Genomic DNA, 21,510 nt, shown 5'->3' with positions numbered 1-21,510 from the left:
CTTTAAACATTGAAACGGAACAGCATGATATCTCCGTCCTGCACAACGTAATCCTTTCCTTCCAGCCTTACAAGTCCTTTTTCTTTTGCAGCATTGTGGCTTCCGCACGCGATCAGATCGTCATACGCAACGACTTCGGCACGGATAAATCCTCTCTCGAAATCCGTGTGGATTTTTCCTGCTGCTGCCGGAGCTTTTGTTCCTTTTTTAATCGTCCATGCGCGCACTTCCGGTTCTCCTGCTGTAAGGTAGCTGATCAATCCCAAAATACGATAACTTGCCTTGATCAGTTTTTCCAGACCAGACTCTTTCAATCCCAGATCTTCCAGGAACATTTTCTTTTCATCTTCTTCCAGTTCCGCGATCTCCTGCTCAATCTGTGCACAAACAACAAACACTTCAAAGCCTTCGGATGCAGCGTACTCTCTTACTTTCTGCACACCTTCATTGCCCGCGCCGTCGTCCGCCAGATCATCTTCCTTGACATTTGCCGCAAAGATAACCGGTTTGTAGGTCAGAAGATTGTAGCCTGTCAGCCATTCCATTTCTTCTTCGTCATCTGTCTCAAAACTCTTTGCCAGTCTTCCATCCTCCAGATGTGCCTTCAGTCTTTCAAGGAGGGCAAGTTCTTTTGCAGCTGTCTTATCGTTTCTTGAAAGTTTTACAGTCTTTGCAATTCTTCTCTCCAAAATCTCGATATCAGAGAATACAAGCTCCAGATTAATCGTCTCAATATCTCGCAGAGGCGCAATGTTTCCGTCCACATGAACGATATTGCTGTCCTCAAAGCAGCGCACAACATGTACAATGGCATCCACTTCACGGATATTGGCCAGGAACTGGTTTCCAAGCCCTTCCCCTTTGGAGGCACCTTTTACAAGCCCCGCAATGTCCACAAACTCAATGGCTGCCGGAATGATCTTCTTTGTGTGGTACATCTCACCCAACACATTCAGCCTTTCATCCGGCACTGTCACAACGCCCACATTCGGCTCAATGGTACAGAATGGATAGTTCGCTGATTCAGCGCCCGCCTTTGTCAATGAATTAAACAACGTACTTTTTCCCACGTTTGGGAGTCCCACGATTCCAAGTTTCATATATTTATCCTCTCAATCTGACTTTGTTATATTTTATCCGGTTGTAGTTTATCACATTTTTTTACAAATTCCAACTCGTGCGCTCTTTTTAGAAATCCTTTGTCTCCATCAAAAGAACCATTCCTTCCGGAAAGTCAATGACAACCTCTTCCTTTGCATACTCATTGCTCACACACAGACTGTTGTTTTGACAAAGCGTATGCTCTTTCAAGGGATACTTTGCTCCGGTAATATTAAAATGGGGGATTTCCTTCTTTATCGGAAAGACTGAAAAATACGGGCCATAGGCATCCTCCTTTTTCAGCACTGTTCTCCCGGAAATAAGGGAAATCCGGTTGTATTTATCCAGCATCACCGCGTTTGCCCCTTTTTCATATGCCCCCATAAGCACCTGGATGTTTGCAAACACATGGTCAAGCCTTGTCCCCGTTCCCCCTAAAAGGAGGATGTTTTTATATCCAAGCTGGCATGCCATCTGCACGGCAATCTCAGTATCTGTAAAATCTTTTTCCGGGTTAAAGGTACGCACCGGAACCTTTGTCTCCTCTTTGTAATAGGAGACAATCTCTGGTTTCAGGCTGTCAAAATCCCCAACCATATAGGTTGGGTTGATCCTATGTTCATACAAAAAACGCATCCCTCTGTCCACGCCTATCAAACAGTCCTGCTCTCCCATCTGCTCGATGATCGGGAGGGCGACTTCTTCCTCTATTGTTCCGCCGCTTACGATCACTGTCTTTTTATTCATGCTCTTTTAATATCTCCATAAACTTTCTCGTATTCTCTCCGGCGTCTCCTCCAAAGACTGCCGACCCCGCTACGATAATATTTGCACCTGCATCCAACACCTGTTCCACATTTGACAGATAGATTCCTCCATCCACCTGAATATCTGCGTGGATATCTCTTCCCTCCATAAGCTCTCTCAGCTCTTTGATCTTTTCAAGAGATGTATCGATAAACTTCTGCCCTCCAAACCCTGGCTCCACGGACATGACAAGCACCATATCCACGCTATTAAGATACGGTTCCAATACAGAAACTGCTGTCCCCGGTTTTATGGAAATCCCGGCTTTTTTTCCACAGTCCTTGATTTTTTTAATGGTTTTTCCCACATCTTCGCACGTTTCATAGTGAATTGTGATCAAATCCGCGCCCGCATCCGCAAATTCCTGAATATAACGGACCGGCTCTGTGATCATCAGATGCACATCCATCACCTGATCTGTCACCTTATGAATGGATTTTAGTACCGGCATTCCAAAAGAAATACTCGGGACAAAAATACCGTCCATCACATCAAAATGCAGATACTCGGCACCGTTTTTCTCTGTCTCCTTCATCTGCTCTCCCAGTTTTGTGAAATCGGCAGCCAAAATCGACGGCGCCAGTATATTCCTTTTCATTACTCCTAATACCTCCGCTTGTCTTTCAATTCCTGGTACATTTCCAGGTAATTCTGATATCTGCTTTCTGCGATTTTTCCCTCCTCAAGCGCAGCCCGTACTGCGCAGCCAGGTTCGTGTACATGATCGCAGCCATGAAACCGGCATGTCCCTTCATACGGGGCAAACTCCGGAAAATAATGTTTCAGCTCTTCCTTTTCAAATTCATTTGTATAAAGGGAGCTGAATCCCGGTGTGTCCATAATGTAAGACTCATTGTCTATCATGATCAGCTGGGAATGTCTTGTCGTGTGTTTCCCTCTTTCAATTTTCTCACTGATGGTTCCTGTCTGCATATTGACATTTGACTGTATCCGGTTGATAATAGAAGATTTTCCCACGCCGGAAGGTCCTGCCACTGCTGTAAGTCTGCCTTTGAGAAGTTTTTTTAATTCATCAATATTTTCTTCTTCCACTGTACTTGTAAATATGACCTGATATCCCCCTGTACTGTAAATGGAAAGAAGTTCCTCGATACTGGTATCTTTCGCAATATCCGTCTTGTTGAAACAGAGGATGAGCGGAATCCCCTTTGCCTCCATCATCACAAGAAAACGGTCAAGAAGGTTCAGATGCGGCTTTGGTCTGGCAACCGCAAACACAACAAGCGCCTGGTCTATATTGGCCACTGCCGGTCTGATCAGCTCATTTTTTCTTGGGAGAATCTCCGTGATATTCCCTTTCTTCTTGGCCTCGTCAAGGACATCTATTTTGACATCATCCCCAACAAGCGGCTTTAATTTGTCTTTTCGGAATACTCCCTTTGCTTTACATTCATAAAGGCCGGATTCCACTACATTTACGTAGTAGAACCCGGCAATACCTTTCACTATTTTCCCCTGCATGTATCTTCTCCTGGGTTATCTATTGATTCTGTGTTCCGTCATCTCCCGGCTGCGCCGGTGTGTCCGGATCCTGACCTGACTGCGGTCCTTTGCTGATGACAATATCCACGGCTGTTCCCTCACTAAGTTCTGTACCTTCGCCGTACGCTGCACGGATAACAGTTCCTGCCTCCTGATCACTGAATTCGGATGTGACATTGCCCAGCCTAAGTCCTGCTGCCTCAAGCGCATCTTTTGCACTGCTCTGTGTGGAGCCAATGATGTCCGGCATGATGGCCTTCTCTTCTCCTTTGCTGATCACAAGATCCACACTTGTACCTTCTTTCACACTCGTTCCGGAAGAATAACCCTGGCGGATAACAGTTCCTGCCTTTTTGCTGGAATCGTACTCACTTGTGATCGATCCTACATTAAGGCCGCTGTCCTTTAACATTTTTGTCGCTTCTGACTGAGATTTTCCGACTACATTCGGAACTGTTGTCATCTTTTCCTTTGGTCCTGAACTTACATAGAGCGTGATCTGTGTATCCGCACTCACACCGGATCCTTCTTTTGGATTTGTCCCGATCACCTTCCCGGCCGGTACCTCATCGCTTGACTGTGTGCTTGGTGTGATATTGGAAGAGGAGAATCCCGCGTCCACAAGGATCTCCATGGCATCATCTTCCGTCTCTCCTGCCACACTTGGAATACGCAGCTCTTCCTCTTCTTCCTCGCCTGTACTGACAATGACTTCCACTGTACTGTCAACCTCAGCCTTTTTGGATGGCCCTGGATCCTGACTGATGATCTCTCCCTTTTCGTACTCATCGGACGCTTCCTCGCCCGCTTTTTTTATCTTGAGTCCTTTTTTCTTGAGGATTTTTTCAGCATCTGCATATGTCTCTCCCCGTACATCAGGCACACTAACTGTTGATTTTTTATCTTCCTGGTCTGTGCCTGAACCAATTTTGAGAATACCGGCTGCTTTTCCAACCGCAAATACAATGACAAGGGCCACGATCACTCCTACCACAATCTTCATAATCTTCATGATCTTTGCCATCTTTGGATCTACATCTGAATTCTTTTTCCCACGCTTTGAATTTTTGGAGTACTCTTCCTCATTCTCATCTTCGTAGTCTTCATCATCATAATCATCTTCATCGTAATCATCGTAGTCATCATCGTAATCGTCAGCCTGGCGCCTGATCTGCCTCAGTTCGCCCGGTGTGACCATCACGGTCTCGTCATTTCTCATGTAATTGTCATTATCCACAAAATCCCCGTCCGGATCCGCCAAGGAACGCTTTAAGTCTGCAATCAAAGTCCCCATATCCGGGTATCGTTTATCCGGATTCTTTTTCGTACATTTCAAAATGATCTGCTCTAAACTGTATGGGATTTCCGGTATATACTCAGAAGGGGGCATGATCTCCTCCTGAAGGTGTTTGATCGCAATGGAAACTGTGGAGTCTCCGTCAAACGGCACTCTTCCCGTGACCATCTCGTACATCGTGATTCCGGTAGAATACACATCACTCTTCTCATCGCTGAACCCGCCTCTCGCCTGTTCCGGTGAAGTGTAGTGTACTGACCCCATGGCATTGGAGCTGATAGTATTGGATGTCGCCGCCTTCGCGATTCCAAAATCCGTCACTTTTACCTTTCCTTCTTTGGATATGATGACATTCTGCGGTTTGATGTCTCTGTGTATGATATGTTTTTGATGTGCAGCCTGAATTCCGGATGCTATCTGAATGGCAATGCTGATCGTCTCGTTGGCTGACAGCACGCCTTTTTTCTCGATATATTCTTTCAGCGTGATCCCTTCCACAAGCTCCATCACCATGAAGTAAAGTCCTCTGTCTTCCCCTACATCATAGACATTCACCACATTGGGGTGCATCAGTCCTGCTGCTGCCTGTGCTTCCCGCTGAAATTTCCTTACAAATGATTCGTCTTCTCTGTATTCTTTTCTGAGAATCTTGATGGCTATAAAACGGTTCAGCTTTAAGTCTTTCCCCTTATAGACTTCAGCCATGCCTCCAAGCCCGATTCTTTCCTGGACCTCATAACGCCCGGCCAACACTACTCCTGCTCTAATCATCTACTCACCTCTTCTGCGAATGTATCCACCAGAACAACCCCTATATTATCTTTTCCGCCATTTCTGTTTGCTGTATCAATCAATTGTTCCGCAGCTTCCACGATATCGCGTCTTCCTTTAATAATATGATAAATCTCTTCATCTTCCACCATGTTGCTCAGTCCATCCGTGCACATCAGTATCACGTCTCCCCGTTTCAACTGGTACTCAAAAAAGTCAATCTCCACCGGCTCTTTTGCACCGATTGCCCTTGTGATGATGTTCTTGTCCGGATGATGTTTTGCCTCTTCCTCATTGATTCCGCCAAGACGCACCATCTCCTCGACAAGCGAATGGTCTTTTGACAACTGTCTGATCTGTTCGTTGATGACATACAGTCTGCTGTCACCTATGTTCGCAAAATATAATGTATGTTCGATAACCGTGGCCACAACTAAAGTTGTGCCCATACCTTCCAATCTGTTGTCGCTCAAAGCGGCCTCCATCAGTCTGTGATTTGCCGTCTGGATCGCAGATGTGACGATCTGCTCAGGCTCGGTTTTAAAACTGCCTGCAATGGATTTGCAGAGCGTTTCGACTGTAAATTTAGACGCAAAATCTCCTGCTTTGTGCCCGCCCATTCCATCTGCGACCACAAATAAGTTCGGAAGATTCCCAACCGGTTTTTGTGATGTATAAACGTAATCCTGGTTCGTATGCCTTTTTCTGCCAATGTCGGTCATTGAAAAAACTTTCATATTTCCTCCTTACTGTTCCTTAAGACTTTGCATACCGTCTGCGCAACTGTCCACAGGCCCCGTCTATGTCAGAGCCCATTTCTCTTCTTATAGTAACATTAATTCCGCTTTTTTCAAGTTTATTTTTGAAATTCAAAGCACTTTTTTTGCTCGGTTTTTGGTAATTTCTCTCTTTGATCGGATTTACAGGGATAAGATTCACATGGCAGTTTCTGTGTTTCAAAAGCCCGGAAAGCTCCTTTGCATCCTCATCCGTGTCATTGACACCGTGGACAAGACTGTACTCAAATGTCATCCTGCGCCCCGTTTTTTCAAAATAATGATCGCATGCTGCCATGACCTCGGAAAGATGATATTTGAAAGCCACAGGCATCAGCTTTTCTCTCTTTTCCTGGGTGGAACCGTGCAGCGAAAGGGCAAGCGTGATCTGAAACTCCTCGTTTGCAAGCCTTTTCATCATCGGAACGATTCCGCAGGTGGATACTGTGATGTTTCTCTGACTGATGTGAAGTCCGTGTTCATCCGTGAGGATCCGGATAAATTTTACGAGATTTTCGTAATTATCGAGCGGCTCCCCCGTGCCCATGACGACTACATTGGAAACTCTCTCCCCGGTAAGCGCCTGGATCCGGTAAATCTGGCCAAGCATCTCAGACGGAGTCAGGTTTCTCTGCAGCCCTCCCAGTGTGGATGCACAGAATCTGCATCCCATCCTGCATCCTGCCTGGGAGGAGATGCACACAGAATTCCCGTGCTGATAGCGCATAAGTACACTCTCGATCACATTTCCATCTTCTAATCGGAACAAAAATTTATTTGTCCCGTCCAGTTTGGATGTTTGTCTCTCCAGCATCTCCACCGGGCGGATTTCATAGGAATCTTCCAGCTTTTCGCGCAGTGCTTTGGAAAGATTCGTCATCCTCTCAAAGGAGTCCGCCAGCTTTTCGTGCAGCCATCCGTAAATCTGGCCTGCTCTGAATTTCTTTTCACCGATCGACTGCATTTCCTCCTGCAGTTCTTCCCATGTATAGGAACAGATATCCTTTTTTTCCATCATTTCTGCCCTCTCTTTTGAAATTTTGCCAGGAAAAATCCATCGCTTTTGTGCACGCCAGGCAAAAACTGAACACAGCCTTCCTTGACTTCTCCTTTTAGCACATCACTAAACGTTTCTTCCACAGACGCTGCTGAAAATTCAGGAAATGTTTCGAGAAACCATCTGACATTTCCCATATTTTCTTCCTCACGGACAGTACAAGTGCTGTAAATGAGCGTTCCCCCCGGTTTCACATAGTTTTTCACGATTGACAGCATCTTTCTTTGAAGTGCTGCAAGTTCCTCTGCCTGCTCTTTTGTCATATTATACTTCAAATCCGGTTTCTTTCCGATGACACCAAGACCGGAGCACGGGAGGTCCGCAATAACAATGTCCGCCTTTTCCAGGGAATCTTCATCGCTTACAAGGGCATCCATCTGTCTTGCATGGATATTGGAAAGTCCGCTCTTAAAAATATTCTCTTCGATCAACGCAACTTTATATTCTGTCAGATCTCTGGCCTCCACATCCCCTGTTCCTTCCAGTTTTTGTGCAAGATGCAGGGATTTTCCTCCGGGCGCTGCGCACACATCGATGATTTTATCCCCTTTTTCGGGATTTGCAGCCTCAGCCACCATCATGGAACTTATATCCTGCACATAAAAGAGACCTTCGCGGAAACTTGCAAGTTCCCCAAGATAATCATACCCCCAAATGTAAAACGCATAAGGAAGGTACGGATGTTCCTTCACTTCTGCCCCTTCTGCCTGCAATTCCTTCTTTAGTTGCTCCGGTGTTGTCTTTGCCAGGTTACACCGGATACAAAGAGGTGTTTCCTCCTGAAAAGACAAAAGCATCTTCTCTGTTGTCTCTCTGCCGTAAACAGGCAGCCACTGGTCCAAAATCCACGCAGGCATAGAGTACTTGATCTCCAGGTATTCCTTTAGATTGCTTTCATCCGGATACCTGATATCATCCAGATTTCTTGCAATGTTTCTGAGCACTCCATTCACAAAACCGCCAAGCGTTGCAAATCCTTTCTTTTTTGCCAGTTTCACTGCCTCATTGCAGACAGCAGAATTAGGAACGCTGTCCATGTACTTCAACTGATAGACAGCGCTCCTAATAAGATTTCGGATGACCGGTTTCATTTTATTTACTTTTGTTTTTGAGAACTGGTTTATGATATAGTCTATCTCCAGCATATGTTCCAGTGTTCCTTCTGTCACACGCGTGATAAAAGAACGTTCCTTTTTGTCCATATACTGATATTTGCCCAGCACATTGCGAAGCGCAATGTGGCAGGGCACATGATTCTTTGTAATGTCCATAAGGAGAGCCAAGACAAGCTCTCTTTCTGTGACTGATTTAGTCATTTCTTCTTCCTCCTGTGAGAATGAGGATACGCAAAAGCTGTAAAATACTGCTGAGCGCACCTGCCACATATGTCAAAGCGGCTGCACTGAGCACTTTTTTCGCGGAGTCCACTTCCTCCTTGCGCAAAAGTCCGGTACCGCGCAAAATGCGGATGGCTCTTCCCGATGCATTGAATTCCACAGGAAGAGTGATGATCTGAAACAGCACTGCCGCGGAAAATGCAAGGATTCCAAGATTTAAAAACAATGCCGAACTTTGGCTGTTAAACAAAAGCCCGATCAGGATCAAAGGCCAGGCAATGGCTGAGCCGAAATTTGCGATCGGCACGATTGCTCCGCGTATCGTCAGGGGTGCATAGTTGGTCGCATGCTGGATCGCATGGCCGCACTCATGGGCTGCCACCCCGATAGCTGCCACGGACTGGGAATGGTACGTTGCATCCGAAAGCCGCAGCACCTTTGCCCTTGGGTCATAATGGTCTGTCAGATTTCCTCTGACATGCTCAATGCGTACATCGTAAATCCCTGCCCCGTGGAGAATCTGCTCTGCCGCATCCCTCCCGGTAAGGCCGGACGCACTGCGCACAGTAGAATATTTTGTAAATGTACGTTTCACCTTCATGGACGCCAAAAGGCATATTACAACACCGATAACGATCAGTATATACGTAGGGTCAAAATAAAACATTGGATAATACATGAATCTTCCTCCTTAATATCTCTTTTTATCCTGCCCCTCTTTTATTGTTTTGATTCCAGCACGTTTCCTTCTTCTATGCAGTATCCGCGCAGGAATGCATCTGCCTGCATTTTCTTTTTTCCCGGAATCTGCAGGCTTTTTACTCTCAATCTCCCTTCGCCGGTCTGTACGTCAAAGGAATCTTTTGCCACTCGCACGATCGTGCCGCAGGCATCCTTTTTCTCCCCTTCAACAACATCAGCGTCCCAAATCTTCATCACTTTTCCATTCCAGTATGTGTAAGCGCTCGGCCAGGAATTCAAGCCTCTGACCAGACGTTCAATCTCCACTGCTGAGCAGCTCCAGTCAATATTTCCCATTTTTTTGTCCAGCATTTTTGCATATGCTGTCGGGCTTTCTCCCTGTTTTTCCCAGGTTGCCCTGCCTTCCTCCAAGGCCTTTAATGTCTCCACGCAAAGATCTGCCCCAACGGCCGCCAGCTTATCATGAAGACTTTCCCCTGTTTCTTTTTCATCCAGTTTTACTTCTGCCTTCATCATCATATCTCCGGTGTCAAGGCCTTCGTCCATCTGCATAGTGGTCACACCGCTTGTCTCTTCCCCGTTGATGACCGCCCACTGGATCGGAGCAGCACCTCGGTACTTTGGAAGAAGGGATGCATGTACATTGATACAGCCATATTTTGTCATTTCCAAAATTTCTTTTGGAAGGATCTGTCCAAACGCCACAACGACCATCACGTCTGCCGGATATTTTTTCAGTTCTTCTATGCATTCCGCCTTGCGTATCTTCATTGGCTGGTACACCGGAATACCGTAGGACAGGGCAGTCTCCTTCACTGGCGGGTACTGCATTTCCTTCCCCCGTCCCTTAGGTTTGTCTGGCTGTGTCACTGCCAGGACAACTTCATGCCCAGCCTTCACAAGAGCCTTTAATGTGCCGACTGAAAAATCCGGAGTCCCCATAAAAATCACTTTCATGTTTTATTCCTCCTCAGGCTCCACGTCGTGAAGTTCCCCTTCTACCTTCTCCACATAGAGATGACCATCCAGATGTTCGATTTCATGGCAGAACGCTCTTGCAAGAAGGCCCTCTCCTTCCAGGATCATTTCCTCCATGTTCTCGTTGAGTGTTTTTACCTTCACATAATTCGGTCTTGTCACAATCCCTGCCTTTCCCGGCACACTTAGGCATCCTTCTTCTCCTGTCTGACTGCCGGATGTCTCGATGATCTTTGGATTGATAAGAACGATCGGGCCTTCGCCGATATCTATCACAACGATTCTTTTTAAAATCCCCACCTGCGGCGCTGCAAGGCCCACTCCACATGCCTCATACATCGTATCCAGCATATCTTCGATGAGCACCTTTGTCCGAATCGTCATCTTGGTGACTTCTTTGCACTGCTTTGTCAACACTTCGTCACCCATTCTTCTGATTTCTCTGATTGCCATCTTTTATTTCCTCCTCAAAATCCTCCCATAGGGTTAAAATCAAACTGTACTCTTACTTTCTGATACCCTGGGTTGATCTCTATATATTCTTCTAATTTATTTTTCACTTCTATTAATATACCATATTCCTGGTGTTTGAAATATAAAATTCTTCTAAATATATCGTGAACTTTTCCAACATACGGTGCAGAAGGGCCGATGATTTGCACATTTTCCCTGTTTTTGATCCGCTTTGCATATTCTTTCAGATAAAAAGCTGCCTTTTCCAAAAGATCTTCGCTCTCTGCGCTTAAGTACACTGCCATCAGATTTTCGCACGGCGGATAGCCCGCCATCATCCGGTATTCCATCTCCTCCTCGTAAAAGCCTTCGTAGTCCTGGTTCGCAGCATGGACAATGGCATAGTGGTCAGGGCTGTATGTCTGGATCACAGCCTCCCCTTCTCTTTCCCCTCTGCCTGCCCTCCCCTCCGCCTGCACAAGCAGCTGGAAGGTCCGCTCTCCGCTGCGGAAATCATCCACATAGAGGGATAGATCCGCTGCGAGGATTCCCACAAGCGTAACATTTGGAAAATCATGTCCTTTTACGATCATCTGTGTACCGATCAGAATGTCTCCCTGACCATTTGCAAAAGCGGAAAGGATCTTTTCATGCCCTTCCTTCCCACCTGTCGTGTCCGTATCCATACGCAGTACTCTGGCAGATGGAAATTCCCGCCTGATAAGTTCTTCGATCTGCTGAGTACCTGCCCGAAAGCCGCTGATGTGTTTGGAGCCACACGATGGACACACTTTTGGCCGCTCTGTCGTATACCCGCAGTAATGGCACACCATTTTTCCGTTGTTGTGGTAGGAAAGAGAGACGTCGCAGTGCGGACATTTCACTACATAACCACACGAACGGCAGGAGAGAAACCCGGAATACCCTCTCCGGTTTAAAAACAGCATCGTCTGCTCTCCACATTCCAGCCGCTGTCTCATCTTTTCATACAAAAGTCCGCTCAAGATAGAACGGTTTCCCGCTCTCAACTCCTCCCTCATATCCACAGTATACACTTCTGCCATACGCTGTTTGGCAGCTCTTTCTTTCAGCTGCAAAAGGACGTACTCGCCCATCCTGCATCTGTAAAATGCCTCCATGGAAGGGGTTGCAGAACCTAAAACCACGCTGGCGTTTGCCATTTTTGCCCGGAATACGGCCGTCTCCCTTGCATGGTATCTTGGAACCTGTTCGCTTTTGTACGAGCTCTCATGTTCCTCATCCACCACGATCAATCCAAGATTATCAAACGGTGTAAACAACGCAGAACGGGGACCTATCATAATATCCACTTCGCCGTTTTTGACCCGCTCCATCTGATCAAACCGCTCTCCTTTGGAAAGCCTCGAATTGATGATGGAAATCCTGTCTCCAAATCTTTTGTAAAACCGCATGACCATCTGGTACGTCAGCGAGATCTCCGGGATGAGCACAATGACTTGCTTTCCTTTTTTTATCACCTCTTCGATCATTTCCATGTATACTTCCGTCTTACCGCTGCCCGTCACTCCGTAAAGCAGATACACAGGGCGGATGCCAAGTCTTTCATTGGCAAGAAATGTCTCCACTGTTTCTTTTTGTTCCTCAGTAAGTACAAGCTTTTCTTCTCTTCCTTGGTATTCTTTTACCGGATTTCTGTACACTCTTTCCGAGAGAATTTCCAAAATCCCCTGTTTTTGCAAGCTTTGTACCACTTCCAGAGTCAGTTTCTGCTCCTTTTTCAGTACATCGTAAGCGATGCAATCCTGATCAAGAAGGGCTGCCATAAGTCTGGCTCTTGCACGCTGGTTTTTCTGCAAAAATTCATCCAGTTTTCTTTGGCCTTCTTCTTTTGACACAAGCCTTCGCACATACCTTTTCTCTTTTTTCTTTTCCTGTCTTTTTATCGGCAGCACTGTCTTTAATGCCTGGATCATGGTCCCACCGTACTGTTCCTTCATCCAGACGGCCAAAGCTACAAGTTCGGACTGAACGGACACGCTTTTTGGTACAATCTTTTCGATTGTTTTGATCTTCTTTGGCTCATACTCACTCTCCTTGGAAAATCCTACAATGTATCCTTTTATCCGTCTGTTGCCCATGCCAAAGGGCACAAAAACCTCCATACCGATTTTCAGCATCCCTTCCAATTCGGTCGGGATGCTGTATTCAAACACTCTGTCCAGTTTTTCATGCGTAATGTCTATGATGACTTTTGCATACATGCAGAAAATCCTTTCTAAACTTCAATTCCAAGCTCTTTGTTCTCTCTTAAAATGTCTGCGATCAAAACCCGCTCATCCATGTCGTATTTGACGCCTTTGATTTCCTGGTAATCCTCATGCCCCTTGCCTGCAAGGACAATGACATCTCCTTTCTCAGCATGGTTGATCGCATAGCGGATCGCTTCTTTTCTGTCGCAGATTTCCACATATTTTCCATTTGTCTTTGCGATCCCCACTTTGATATCGTCAATGATCGCCTGCGGCTCCTCAAATCTTGGATTGTCGGATGTGATGATGGTAAGATCCGCAAGTTTCCCTGAAACCTCTCCCATCTCGTATCTTCTTGTCTTTGAACGGTTTCCTCCGCAGCCAAACAGGCAGACCAGACGTTTTGGATGGTATTCTTTCAATGTCTCGAGAAGGCTTTGAAGGCTCATGGCATTGTGGGCATAGTCGATCATCAAGGTAAAGTTGTCGGACACCTTCACCATCTCAATCCTTCCTTTTACCTTTGCCTGTTTCAATGCTTTTTGGATAGACTCCACCGGTACATCAAAATGCCTGCACACCGCGATTGCAGTTAAAGAGTTATACACACTGAATGTTCCAGGGATATCGATCTCCACATCAAAATCCATGACTCCTGTCACATGGTAAGCAACTCCAAGATATCCCGGCCTTTGCACCAGCTTTGCTCCTTTGGCCCGCAGATCCGCTTCTTTTGAAAATCCAAATGTTTCCACCTTGCACGTTGCATTTTTGAAAATATCCTTGAAATACTGGTCATCCGCGTTGGCAATACCGATTTTACACTGACGGAACAACATGGCCTTACACCTTTTGTAGTCTTCAAAATCTTTGTGCTCATTTGGGCCAATATGATCTTCCCCAAGATTTGTAAAAATACCGATCTCAAACAAAATTCCAGCTGTCCTGTGCAGCATCAGTCCCTGAGAGGATACCTCCATGACAACACAGTCGCAGCCCGCATCCGCCATCTCGCGGAAATATTGATGAATGGTAAAGGATTCCGGCGTTGTGTTTTTTGCCGGTATCACTTTATCTCCGATGATCGTCTCGATCGTCCCGATCAGTCCTACTTTATGTCCTACATTTTCCAAGATGGATTTCACCATGTATGTGGTTGTCGTCTTCCCTTTTGTCCCGGTGATCCCGATGATCTTCATCTCGTTTGCCGGATAGCCAAAGTATGCTGCAGATGCCAGGGCCAGGGCATATCTTGTGTCCTTCACCTTGATCACGGTCACATCCTTTGGAGCATCCACTTCTTTTTCAACAATAAGGGCAGCGGCTCCTTTTCGGGATACATCCGCCGCAAACTCATGTCCGTCCACATTCGCTCCGCTGACGCACACGAAGACATCCCCTTTTTCTACGTTTCTGGAATCATTGACCAGCTTTTGTATTTCAATCCCGTCACTTCCCTGTACGACTTCATATTCTAAACGCTCCAGTAATTTTGCTAACTTCATGCGTACCTCCTTCTTCGTTTCAATTCCTTTTGCTGGTAATCATTATATCCTCTTCCCCCACCCCTTACAACCGTTCTTTTCCAATTTGCCCCTCTTTTCTTTTGACAGATATGACCCAAACGTGCTATATTTTCTCCAGAAATCAAGGAGGTTGTCATGAAATCATACAAAAAATATATGAAACTGCTTTCGTTTCTTCCTGCCATTTTTATGATGTGTATTATCTTCTCCTTTTCCTCCCAAACCGGAGAGGAATCCGGCAGTTTAAGCTATGGCATCAGCTGGCATCTCGTGCAGGCAGCCGACAAACTTACCGGCTCTTCTTTGAGCCAAAAAGAAATACATACCTGGGCAGAAAAAATCGAACATCCCATCCGGAAACTTGCGCACATGTCCGAGTACTTTGTCTTTGCTCTCACAGTTACGTTTCCGCTTTGGCTTTACCGAATCCGGGGATGGAAACTATTTCTCATCACCGTTCTTTTCTGCGCTGCTTTTGCAGCAACAGATGAATTCCACCAGTCTTTTGTGGGCGGCAGAGGGCCAGCCGTAAAGGATGTGTTCATCGATGCGTTCGGCGCATTTCTTTGCGCCTGTCTTGTGCAGGTGATTGCAAAATTTCGCATCAAAAACCGCAGGACGGCATAGTCTTTTGGCTATCTCGTCCTGCGGTTTTGACATACTTTTGCGTTTCTGTCCAGTCTACAAAAATTCTTTCAATTTTTCGATATTCTTCTCCTCATATTTTCTAAGTTTCTCCATGAGGGCAAGAATATCCTTCCTTGCGTCTTTGTATTCCTTTTCCTTTTTTATGGCGTCTGTCACTCCCATGCTGCTGCCTGTGATGAGCATCTGAGCAATGTGGGAGGTACTCTGGTCTGTCAATGTCTGCATATTGACCATCAGGTACGTCTTGATCTTTTCAAATGCAGACAATCCCTTTTCGTCGTGTCCGCTCTCCAAAAGCTTTTCTCTTGCTTCTTTGTGGAAATCCAGATACCCTTCATACTGCTTTTTCAAATAATCCTTAAATTCCTGGTCTTTCACAATTGTGCTTAACTGATCCAGTGTGTCCACGCCCATTTGGGAATTTTGGTATACAAAATTTAGTAATTCGGCATTCCCATCCATCATTATCACGCTCCTTTTTCGTAGCATGTGCATGTTTCCGGGTTTTATACACCTTTTTTTACAATTCCTTTTCCAAATTTTTCCTCCAGTTTTTTCATGGCCTCCTCTATTTTTACCTCACGTTCATCTTTTTTCTTTGGCAGCTCCATATCAAAAAGACTCAGCTGCTCCGGCTCTCCTTCATCCACCAGTTTGGAAGTGCGGATACCCAAAAGCCGGATCGGCGTCCCATCCCACAGTTCATCGAACAATTCCATGGCATTTTCATAGATTTCCTCCACATCGTTGGATGCCTTGGTAAGCTGTTTTTGATGGGAAACACGCGAAAAGTTATTGTACTTAATCTCTGTGCTCACCATATTTGCCTTCTGTCCTTCTTTTTTCAGACGTTCCGCCACGCTTTTCGCCAACTTGAAAAACACAGGCTCTGTCTCCTCTCTTTTTTGCAGATCAGACGGCAGCGTGGTGGAATTTCCAACTCCTTTTGCATCCTGTCGGATATATTGTACAGGAGAATCATCAATTCCATTGGCAAACTCCCAGAGCATTCTTCCATGGCTTTTTAACTGAATCTCAATGAGTTCCACGTCTGCCTTGGCAAGGTCCCCAATGGTGTGTATATCCAGTTTTTTCAACGTCTCCACGCTGGAATGTCCTGCCATGTAAAGTTCTGACAACGGCAGGGGCCACATTTTTGCCTTGATTTCCTCCGGAAAAAGGGTATGCACTTTGTTTGGCTTTTCAAAATCCGATGCCATCTTTGCCAAAAGCTTATTGGATGAAATTCCAACATTGACTGTAAATCCATATGTTTCATAAATTCTGTCCTTGATCTCAAAAGCTGCATCCAATGGTGAGTGAAACCGGTGCGCAATATCTGTAAAGTCCATGTAGCATTCATCAATACTCACTTTTTCAATCTTTCTTGTGTACGTGTTCAAAAATTTCATCAGCTCTTTGCTGTATTTTGCGTACATTTTATGATCCGGAGGCGCCATGACAAGATTTGGGCATTTACGAAGAGCATTTGCAACCGGCTCTCCGGTCTTGATCTTATACTGTTTTGCAGGAATGGATTTTGCCAGTACCACACCATGTCTGGATTTTTGATTGCCCCCGATAATAGAAGGAACCTCCCTAAGATCCGACTTGCCTTCCTTTAATCTTTCCACAGATGTCCAGCTTAGATACGCAGAATTCACATCAATATGAAAAATGATCCGCATCGCTTTGCCTCCTGAATATCATTTTCTCTTATTTTACTATAAAGGAATGCGTCCGCCAACTGTTTCCTGCATATCAAAAGGCGTGGCACCTTGCTGTGCCGCGCCTTTTGATATCTTTATTCTTCTGTATAGGTTTTCATAAGCGCACCTTTTACTCTTGCTGTAAGCTTTCCATTTTCCGCGTCAATGAGCAGAACATCTCCGCTGCCTACATTTCCCTCCAGAATCAGTTTTGCGGCCAATGTCTCCACATGTTTCTGCAGATATCTCTTCAAAGGTCTTGCGCCGTACATTGGCTCGTAACCGCCTTCCACAATATGATCTTTTGCAGACTCTGTAAGCTCAATGCTGATCTCTTTTTCTCTCAGTCTGTCATTGACATCTTTTACAAGCAGATCAATGATGGATCTGACATTTGCTTTCGTCAATGGCCTGAACATGATGATCTCATCAAGACGGTTCAAAAACTCTGGTCTGAAATGTGCACGCAGATCCTGCATTACAAGCTCTTCGCTCTCCGGCTTGATCTCTCCATTCTCCTCAATCCCCTCCAAAAGGTAGGTGGAACCGATGTTGGAAGTCATGATCAAAATGGTGTTTTTAAAATCCACTGTACGTCCCTGGGAATCTGTGATACGTCCGTCATCCAGTACCTGAAGGAGGACATTGAATACATCCGGATGCGCCTTTTCAATCTCATCAAAGAGCACAACCGAGTACGGCTTTCTTCTCACAGCCTCTGTCAACTGTCCGCCTTCATCGTATCCCACATATCCCGGAGGCGCTCCGATCAGTCTGGAGACGGAATATTTCTCCATGTATTCACTCATGTCAATGCGCACCATATTGCTTTCATCGTCAAACAAACTTTCGGCAAGTGCTTTAGCAAGTTCTGTCTTTCCCACACCGGTCGGCCCAAGGAACAAGAAGGAGCCGATCGGTTTTGTCGGATCCTTGATCCCGGCTTTTGAGCGGATGATCGCCTCCGTCACTTTTGTCACACCCTCATCCTGGCCGATAACACGTTTATGCAGCTCTCTGTCAAGATGAAGTGTCTTATTCCTCTCGCTCTCATTAAGCTTTGCGACCGGAATGCCGCTCCATCTGGAGACGATCTTTGCGATTTCTTCCTCTGTCACGCTCTCGTGCACAAGTCTGAAATCTTTGCTTTTTACCTTCTCTTCCTCCTCTTCCAGCTCTTTTTTTAGCTGCGGGAGCCTTCCATACTGCAATTCCGCCGCTTTTTCCAGGTCATAATTTCTCTGTGCCATCTGGATCTCTTTATTGACTGTCTCAATCTCTTCCCTGATTTTGCGCACATGTTCCACGGACGTCTTTTCATTGTCCCACTGCGCTTTTTCATTTGCGAACTTTTCTTTTAATTCTGCGAGCTCTTCCTGCAAATGCTCCAGCCTTTCACGGCTTAATCGGTCCTCCTCTTTTTTCAGGGCTGCCTCCTCAATCTCCAGCTGCATGATCCTTCTTCTAAGCTCATCCATCTCTGATGGCATGGAGTCCAGCTCTGTCTTGATGAGCGCACACGCCTCGTCCACCAGGTCAATGGCCTTGTCCGGAAGAAAACGATCCGAGATATAGCGGTTTGAAAGCACCGCTGCTGCCACAAGTGCGCTGTCTGTAATCTTCACTCCGTGGAAAACCTCGTATCTTTCTTTAAGCCCACGCAAAATGGAAATGGCGTCCTCCACTGTCGGTTCCTCCACCATCACAGGCTGGAAACGTCTCTCCAAAGCTGCATCTTTTTCAATGTACTGCCTGTACTCATCAAGCGTAGTGGCCCCGATACAGTGCAGCTCACCTCTTGCAAGCATTGGTTTCAACATATTTCCCGCATCCATCGCTCCGTCTGTCTTCCCGGCTCCTACAATGGTGTGCAGTTCGTCGATGAACAATATGATGTTTCCATCGCTGTTCTTTACCTCCTCCAGAACCGCTTTCAGACGTTCCTCAAATTCGCCCCGGTACTTTGCTCCTGCCACAAGCGCCCCCATGTCCAGCGCAAATATCTTTTTCTCTTTCAGCCCATCCGGCACATCCCCGCGCACAATCCTCTGCGCCAGCCCTTCCACTACCGCTGTCTTTCCGACTCCGGGCTCACCGATGAGCACAGGGTTGTTCTTTGTCTTTCTGGATAAGATACGGACCACATTTCGGATCTCAGCATCCCTGCCAATGACCGGGTCCAGTTTCTGTTCCCTGGCCCTCTCCACAAGGTCCTGTCCGTACTTATTCAACGTATCATAGGTTGCCTCAGGGTTGTCGCTTGTCACTTTCTGGTTTCCTCTTACAGTGGACAGCGCCTGCAGGAAATTCTCCCTGTTAATGCCAAATTCTTTAAAAATAGTCTTTACTTCCCTGTTCGCATATTTCAGCAATGCGAGAAAAATGTGCTCTACAGAGACGTACTCATCCCCCATCTGTTTCGCCTCGTCATCCGCATGGATCAAGGCTTTGTTTAAATCCTGGCCAATGTACACCTGGCCGCCCTGGACCTTAGTGCGTTTACGGAGCCCTTCCTCCACGCGCTCTCGAAAAAGCTCTTTGGAAATCCCCATCTTCTCGATCAATTTTGGAATCAGTCCATCCTCCTGAGTCATCAGTGCATACAGCAAATGCTCCTGTTCTATCTCCTGATTTCCATAATCATAGGCCACCTTCTCACAGGCCTGAACCGCCTGTATGGAATTTTGTGTAAATTTATTGATATTCATAGTAGTCCCTCCTCTTAAGAACTGCTTTGGCTTCATTGTTCTATACGAACTATAACACTTGTTGTTAGCACTGTCAAGAGGTGAGTGCTAATTTTTTTGATATTTTTTTGCAAACCTTGTAAAATCAATGGTTTGCAAGCATTTTCCACTCTTGAAATTGTTATTTTTCTTAGGTTTGACACCAATTTGACACCAATTTTTTCTTTTCTGGTGTCAGAAGTTCACTGCCATACTATCCAGCTTTGCTATCTCGTTTTCAATCCTTGCCCTGTCGCCCAAGTGGTTATACACTTCCATAGTCACATCAAAATGAGCGTGTCCCATAATGTACTGCAATACCTTAATATCCATACGGCACTCTGCCATTCTCGTGCAGGCTGTGTGTCGCATAACATGAGCGGAAACCTTTGGAAGCAGTTCTGCTTTCCTGTGTTCTTTCTTTGCTTTTTGGACTTCCGCTTTGTTATAAGCGTCTACAATGTTATACAATACACTGTTTACACCATAAGGCATAAGCGGTCTGCCGGATTTAGCAGTGAAAACAAAACCAGAATATCCGTCCACCTCATAAGACTTATCTTTTGCCAGCATGAAGTTGATTTTTCTCTGCTCTTCAAATGCTTTCTGTACTTCCTGCGTCATAGGTATCACACGAATACCAGAGTCCGTCTTTGGAGTAGAGATATGGAAACGACAGCCGTCTCCATAGTTCTTGTAAATAAGCTGGTGGTCTACATTCAAGCGTCTTGCTCTCGTGTCCACGTCTTTCCATGTAAGACCGATCAGCTCTCCACACCTTAACCCTGTGCCTATCATAATCGTAAGCATAGGATAATAGGTATTGTAGACATTGCTCTGCTTCACAAAATCAATGAGCTTTTCCTGTTGTGAGATTGTCAACGCCACACGTTCCTCTGCTGGTCTGCCATAATCGCTGATAGAACCTTTTGCTGGATTTTTACGGATAATATCATCATCAACCGCCATTTCCAACGCAGGAAAAATCATGTTGTTAATATACTTGATAGTAGAATGAGCATATCCAGCTTTGGACAATTTTGAATAGTAGGCTTTAATGTGAGAGGGTAACATCTGGACAACTTTAATGTTGCCGATTTCATCTTTCACCCGATTATTCCATACACGAATGTAATTCACTCGTGTAGGCTCTTTCAGTTCACGGGTCGCCATGTATCGCTCGAACAAGGTGTTTAACGTCATTTTCTTGATTGCACTGTCTGTCAGAATGTTGTCGTCCATATCCTTTGCAATCTTTTTTTCTTTCTCTCTAAGCTCTGGTAAATCCTGTGCATAGATTGTGCGACGTTTTCCTGTTCTTATATCTGTGAAGCGATAACTGTATCTGCCGTCATTACGCCAGCTTTCGCCCTCTCTTAATTTTCTCCCTTTCGGGTCTTTTCTGCTAACTGCCATGAGAACCATTCCTTTCTTGTAGCCCTCTTTTCATGTTCTCACAGCGTGGTTTGCCTATAAATAATTATACCATATTTCCGCAAGAACATAAATAGAAGACTGTACTATTCTGCAAGGTAAAGCAGATATTTTTTGACCCTTTCCACGGAGTAAAGAACCCTGCGACCTATGACAATTTTTGCTTCTGCCTGCTCACCGATTTTCCTTGCCGTAGCATGACCGCATGAGAGCATAGCAGAAAGTCCCTCTATATCAACAGTAATCGGCTGGCTGGTTTTTCGCTCTTTTGTCTTGTTCATATATCAGCAAAATAAGCATATCAGTATCACTTATTTTGCAACACCCCCTTTCCTGTATTTTGGGAAGCAGACAGACGGCTCTGGAAAAGCTCCGCTGGTATCTCAACCAATCTCATTCCTATGAGCAAAACCACCTCTGGGACGTATCATTATCCTGTGAATACAGGTCATGG

18 protein-coding genes are annotated in these 21,510 nt (G+C 45.6%); 1 reads left to right on the top strand and 17 read right to left on the bottom strand.

Annotation, left to right across the window (positions count from 1 at the left end; translation table 11 throughout):
- Positions 1-2 precede the first annotated feature (2 nt).
- The 13 genes from ychF to B5F18_RS11205 all read right to left on the bottom strand — a co-directional run bounded on the left by ychF (position 3) and on the right by B5F18_RS11205 (position 14,518).
- Positions 3-1,100: a redox-regulated ATPase YchF gene (ychF, locus tag B5F18_RS11265; RefSeq protein ID WP_087157755.1), complete on the bottom strand. Its 1,098-nt coding sequence runs from the start codon at positions 1,098-1,100 to the stop codon at positions 3-5.
- Between the two features lie 88 nt (positions 1,101-1,188).
- Positions 1,189-1,848: a thiamine diphosphokinase gene (locus B5F18_RS11260; protein ID WP_087157754.1), complete on the bottom strand. Its 660-nt coding sequence runs from the start codon at positions 1,846-1,848 to the stop codon at positions 1,189-1,191.
- The gene (gene rpe / locus B5F18_RS11255) at positions 1,841-2,506 is read right to left on the bottom strand and encodes a ribulose-phosphate 3-epimerase (RefSeq protein WP_087157753.1); all 666 of its coding nucleotides are present in this window, start codon (positions 2,504-2,506) and stop codon (positions 1,841-1,843) included. Before rpe ends, B5F18_RS11260 begins: the two co-directional genes overlap by 8 nt.
- A gap of 5 nt (positions 2,507-2,511) precedes the next feature.
- Positions 2,512-3,390 carry a ribosome small subunit-dependent GTPase A gene (rsgA, locus tag B5F18_RS11250; protein WP_087157752.1) on the bottom strand — a complete coding sequence of 293 codons (879 nt, stop codon included), beginning with the start codon at positions 3,388-3,390 and terminating at the stop codon, positions 2,512-2,514.
- Positions 3,391-3,409: 19 nt separating this feature from the next.
- Positions 3,410-5,479 (bottom strand): Stk1 family PASTA domain-containing Ser/Thr kinase, encoded by a 2,070-nt coding sequence (gene pknB / locus B5F18_RS11245; protein WP_087157751.1) that lies wholly within the window; start codon positions 5,477-5,479, stop codon positions 3,410-3,412.
- On the bottom strand, positions 5,476-6,216 hold the full coding sequence (locus B5F18_RS11240; RefSeq protein WP_087157750.1) for a Stp1/IreP family PP2C-type Ser/Thr phosphatase: 741 nt from the start codon (positions 6,214-6,216) through the stop codon (positions 5,476-5,478). Before B5F18_RS11240 ends, pknB begins: the two co-directional genes overlap by 4 nt.
- A gap of 19 nt (positions 6,217-6,235) precedes the next feature.
- Positions 6,236-7,270 (bottom strand): 23S rRNA (adenine(2503)-C(2))-methyltransferase RlmN, encoded by a 1,035-nt coding sequence (gene rlmN, locus B5F18_RS11235; RefSeq protein WP_087157762.1) that lies wholly within the window; start codon positions 7,268-7,270, stop codon positions 6,236-6,238.
- Positions 7,270-8,628, bottom strand: a complete 1,359-nt coding sequence (rsmB, locus tag B5F18_RS11230) for a 16S rRNA (cytosine(967)-C(5))-methyltransferase RsmB (RefSeq protein ID WP_087157749.1) — start codon at positions 8,626-8,628, stop codon at positions 7,270-7,272. The genes rlmN and rsmB overlap by 1 nt, the downstream gene beginning before the upstream one ends.
- Complete coding sequence (locus B5F18_RS11225; RefSeq protein WP_087157748.1) at positions 8,621-9,328, bottom strand: zinc metallopeptidase; 708 nt, start codon at positions 9,326-9,328, stop codon at positions 8,621-8,623. Before B5F18_RS11225 ends, rsmB begins: the two co-directional genes overlap by 8 nt.
- 41 nt (positions 9,329-9,369) lie before the next feature.
- Positions 9,370-10,308, bottom strand: a complete 939-nt coding sequence (gene fmt, locus B5F18_RS11220) for a methionyl-tRNA formyltransferase (RefSeq protein ID WP_087157747.1) — start codon at positions 10,306-10,308, stop codon at positions 9,370-9,372.
- A 3-nt stretch (positions 10,309-10,311) separates the two neighbouring features.
- Positions 10,312-10,782, bottom strand: a complete 471-nt coding sequence (gene def / locus B5F18_RS11215) for a peptide deformylase (protein WP_087157746.1) — start codon at positions 10,780-10,782, stop codon at positions 10,312-10,314.
- A 14-nt stretch (positions 10,783-10,796) separates the two neighbouring features.
- The gene (gene priA, locus B5F18_RS11210; protein WP_087157745.1) at positions 10,797-13,025 is read right to left on the bottom strand and encodes a replication restart helicase PriA; all 2,229 of its coding nucleotides are present in this window, start codon (positions 13,023-13,025) and stop codon (positions 10,797-10,799) included.
- Between the two features lie 14 nt (positions 13,026-13,039).
- Positions 13,040-14,518, bottom strand: a complete 1,479-nt coding sequence (locus B5F18_RS11205; protein ID WP_087157744.1) for a UDP-N-acetylmuramoyl-L-alanyl-D-glutamate--2,6-diaminopimelate ligase — start codon at positions 14,516-14,518, stop codon at positions 13,040-13,042.
- A 156-nt stretch (positions 14,519-14,674) separates the two neighbouring features.
- On the opposite strand from B5F18_RS11205, the gene B5F18_RS11200 reads away from it, so the two are divergent.
- Entirely contained in the window at positions 14,675-15,166 is a 492-nt protein-coding gene (locus tag B5F18_RS11200; protein ID WP_087157743.1) for a VanZ family protein, read from the top strand.
- A gap of 54 nt (positions 15,167-15,220) precedes the next feature.
- Here B5F18_RS11200 and B5F18_RS11195 read toward each other — a convergent pair whose 3' ends face one another.
- From B5F18_RS11195 to B5F18_RS11180, 4 genes are all read right to left on the bottom strand, one after another.
- Positions 15,221-15,652 (bottom strand): hypothetical protein, encoded by a 432-nt coding sequence (locus tag B5F18_RS11195; protein WP_330394171.1) that lies wholly within the window; start codon positions 15,650-15,652, stop codon positions 15,221-15,223.
- 41 nt (positions 15,653-15,693) lie between these two features.
- Positions 15,694-16,875: a Y-family DNA polymerase gene (locus B5F18_RS11190; protein ID WP_087157742.1), complete on the bottom strand. Its 1,182-nt coding sequence runs from the start codon at positions 16,873-16,875 to the stop codon at positions 15,694-15,696.
- A gap of 116 nt (positions 16,876-16,991) precedes the next feature.
- Positions 16,992-19,604 (bottom strand): ATP-dependent chaperone ClpB, encoded by a 2,613-nt coding sequence (clpB, locus tag B5F18_RS11185; RefSeq protein ID WP_087157741.1) that lies wholly within the window; start codon positions 19,602-19,604, stop codon positions 16,992-16,994.
- Positions 19,605-19,817: 213 nt separating this feature from the next.
- Complete coding sequence (locus tag B5F18_RS11180) at positions 19,818-21,038, bottom strand: tyrosine-type recombinase/integrase (protein WP_087157740.1); 1,221 nt, start codon at positions 21,036-21,038, stop codon at positions 19,818-19,820.
- Between the last annotated feature and the right edge of the window lie 472 nt (positions 21,039-21,510).

Origin of the sequence: Lachnoclostridium sp. An181, from assembly GCF_002160325.1 — a bacterium.
Lineage (GTDB): Bacteria > Bacillota > Clostridia > Lachnospirales > Lachnospiraceae > An181.
Note: the sequence above shows the minus strand (reverse complement) of the source record. Positions and strands in the feature narration are given on the sequence as shown.

Coding starts and splice junctions, on each gene's coding strand:
- ychF (WP_087157755.1), bottom strand. CDS start 1,100: ATGAAACTTGGAATCGTGGGACTCCCAAACGTGGGAAAAAGTACGTTG.
- B5F18_RS11260 (WP_087157754.1), bottom strand. CDS start 1,848: ATGAATAAAAAGACAGTGATCGTAAGCGGCGGAACAATAGAGGAAGAA.
- rpe (WP_087157753.1), bottom strand. CDS start 2,506: ATGAAAAGGAATATACTGGCGCCGTCGATTTTGGCTGCCGATTTCACA.
- rsgA (WP_087157752.1), bottom strand. CDS start 3,390: ATGCAGGGGAAAATAGTGAAAGGTATTGCCGGGTTCTACTACGTAAAT.
- pknB (WP_087157751.1), bottom strand. CDS start 5,479: ATGATTAGAGCAGGAGTAGTGTTGGCCGGGCGTTATGAGGTCCAGGAA.
- B5F18_RS11240 (WP_087157750.1), bottom strand. CDS start 6,216: ATGAAAGTTTTTTCAATGACCGACATTGGCAGAAAAAGGCATACGAAC.
- rlmN (WP_087157762.1), bottom strand. CDS start 7,270: ATGGAAAAAAAGGATATCTGTTCCTATACATGGGAAGAACTGCAGGAG.
- rsmB (WP_087157749.1), bottom strand. CDS start 8,628: ATGACTAAATCAGTCACAGAAAGAGAGCTTGTCTTGGCTCTCCTTATG.
- B5F18_RS11225 (WP_087157748.1), bottom strand. CDS start 9,328: ATGTATTATCCAATGTTTTATTTTGACCCTACGTATATACTGATCGTT.
- fmt (WP_087157747.1), bottom strand. CDS start 10,308: ATGAAAGTGATTTTTATGGGGACTCCGGATTTTTCAGTCGGCACATTA.
- def (WP_087157746.1), bottom strand. CDS start 10,782: ATGGCAATCAGAGAAATCAGAAGAATGGGTGACGAAGTGTTGACAAAG.
- priA (WP_087157745.1), bottom strand. CDS start 13,025: ATGTATGCAAAAGTCATCATAGACATTACGCATGAAAAACTGGACAGA.
- B5F18_RS11205 (WP_087157744.1), bottom strand. CDS start 14,518: ATGAAGTTAGCAAAATTACTGGAGCGTTTAGAATATGAAGTCGTACAG.
- B5F18_RS11200 (WP_087157743.1), top strand. CDS start 14,675: ATGAAATCATACAAAAAATATATGAAACTGCTTTCGTTTCTTCCTGCC.
- B5F18_RS11195 (WP_330394171.1), bottom strand. CDS start 15,652: ATGATGGATGGGAATGCCGAATTACTAAATTTTGTATACCAAAATTCC.
- B5F18_RS11190 (WP_087157742.1), bottom strand. CDS start 16,875: ATGCGGATCATTTTTCATATTGATGTGAATTCTGCGTATCTAAGCTGG.
- clpB (WP_087157741.1), bottom strand. CDS start 19,604: ATGAATATCAATAAATTTACACAAAATTCCATACAGGCGGTTCAGGCC.
- B5F18_RS11180 (WP_087157740.1), bottom strand. CDS start 21,038: ATGGCAGTTAGCAGAAAAGACCCGAAAGGGAGAAAATTAAGAGAGGGC.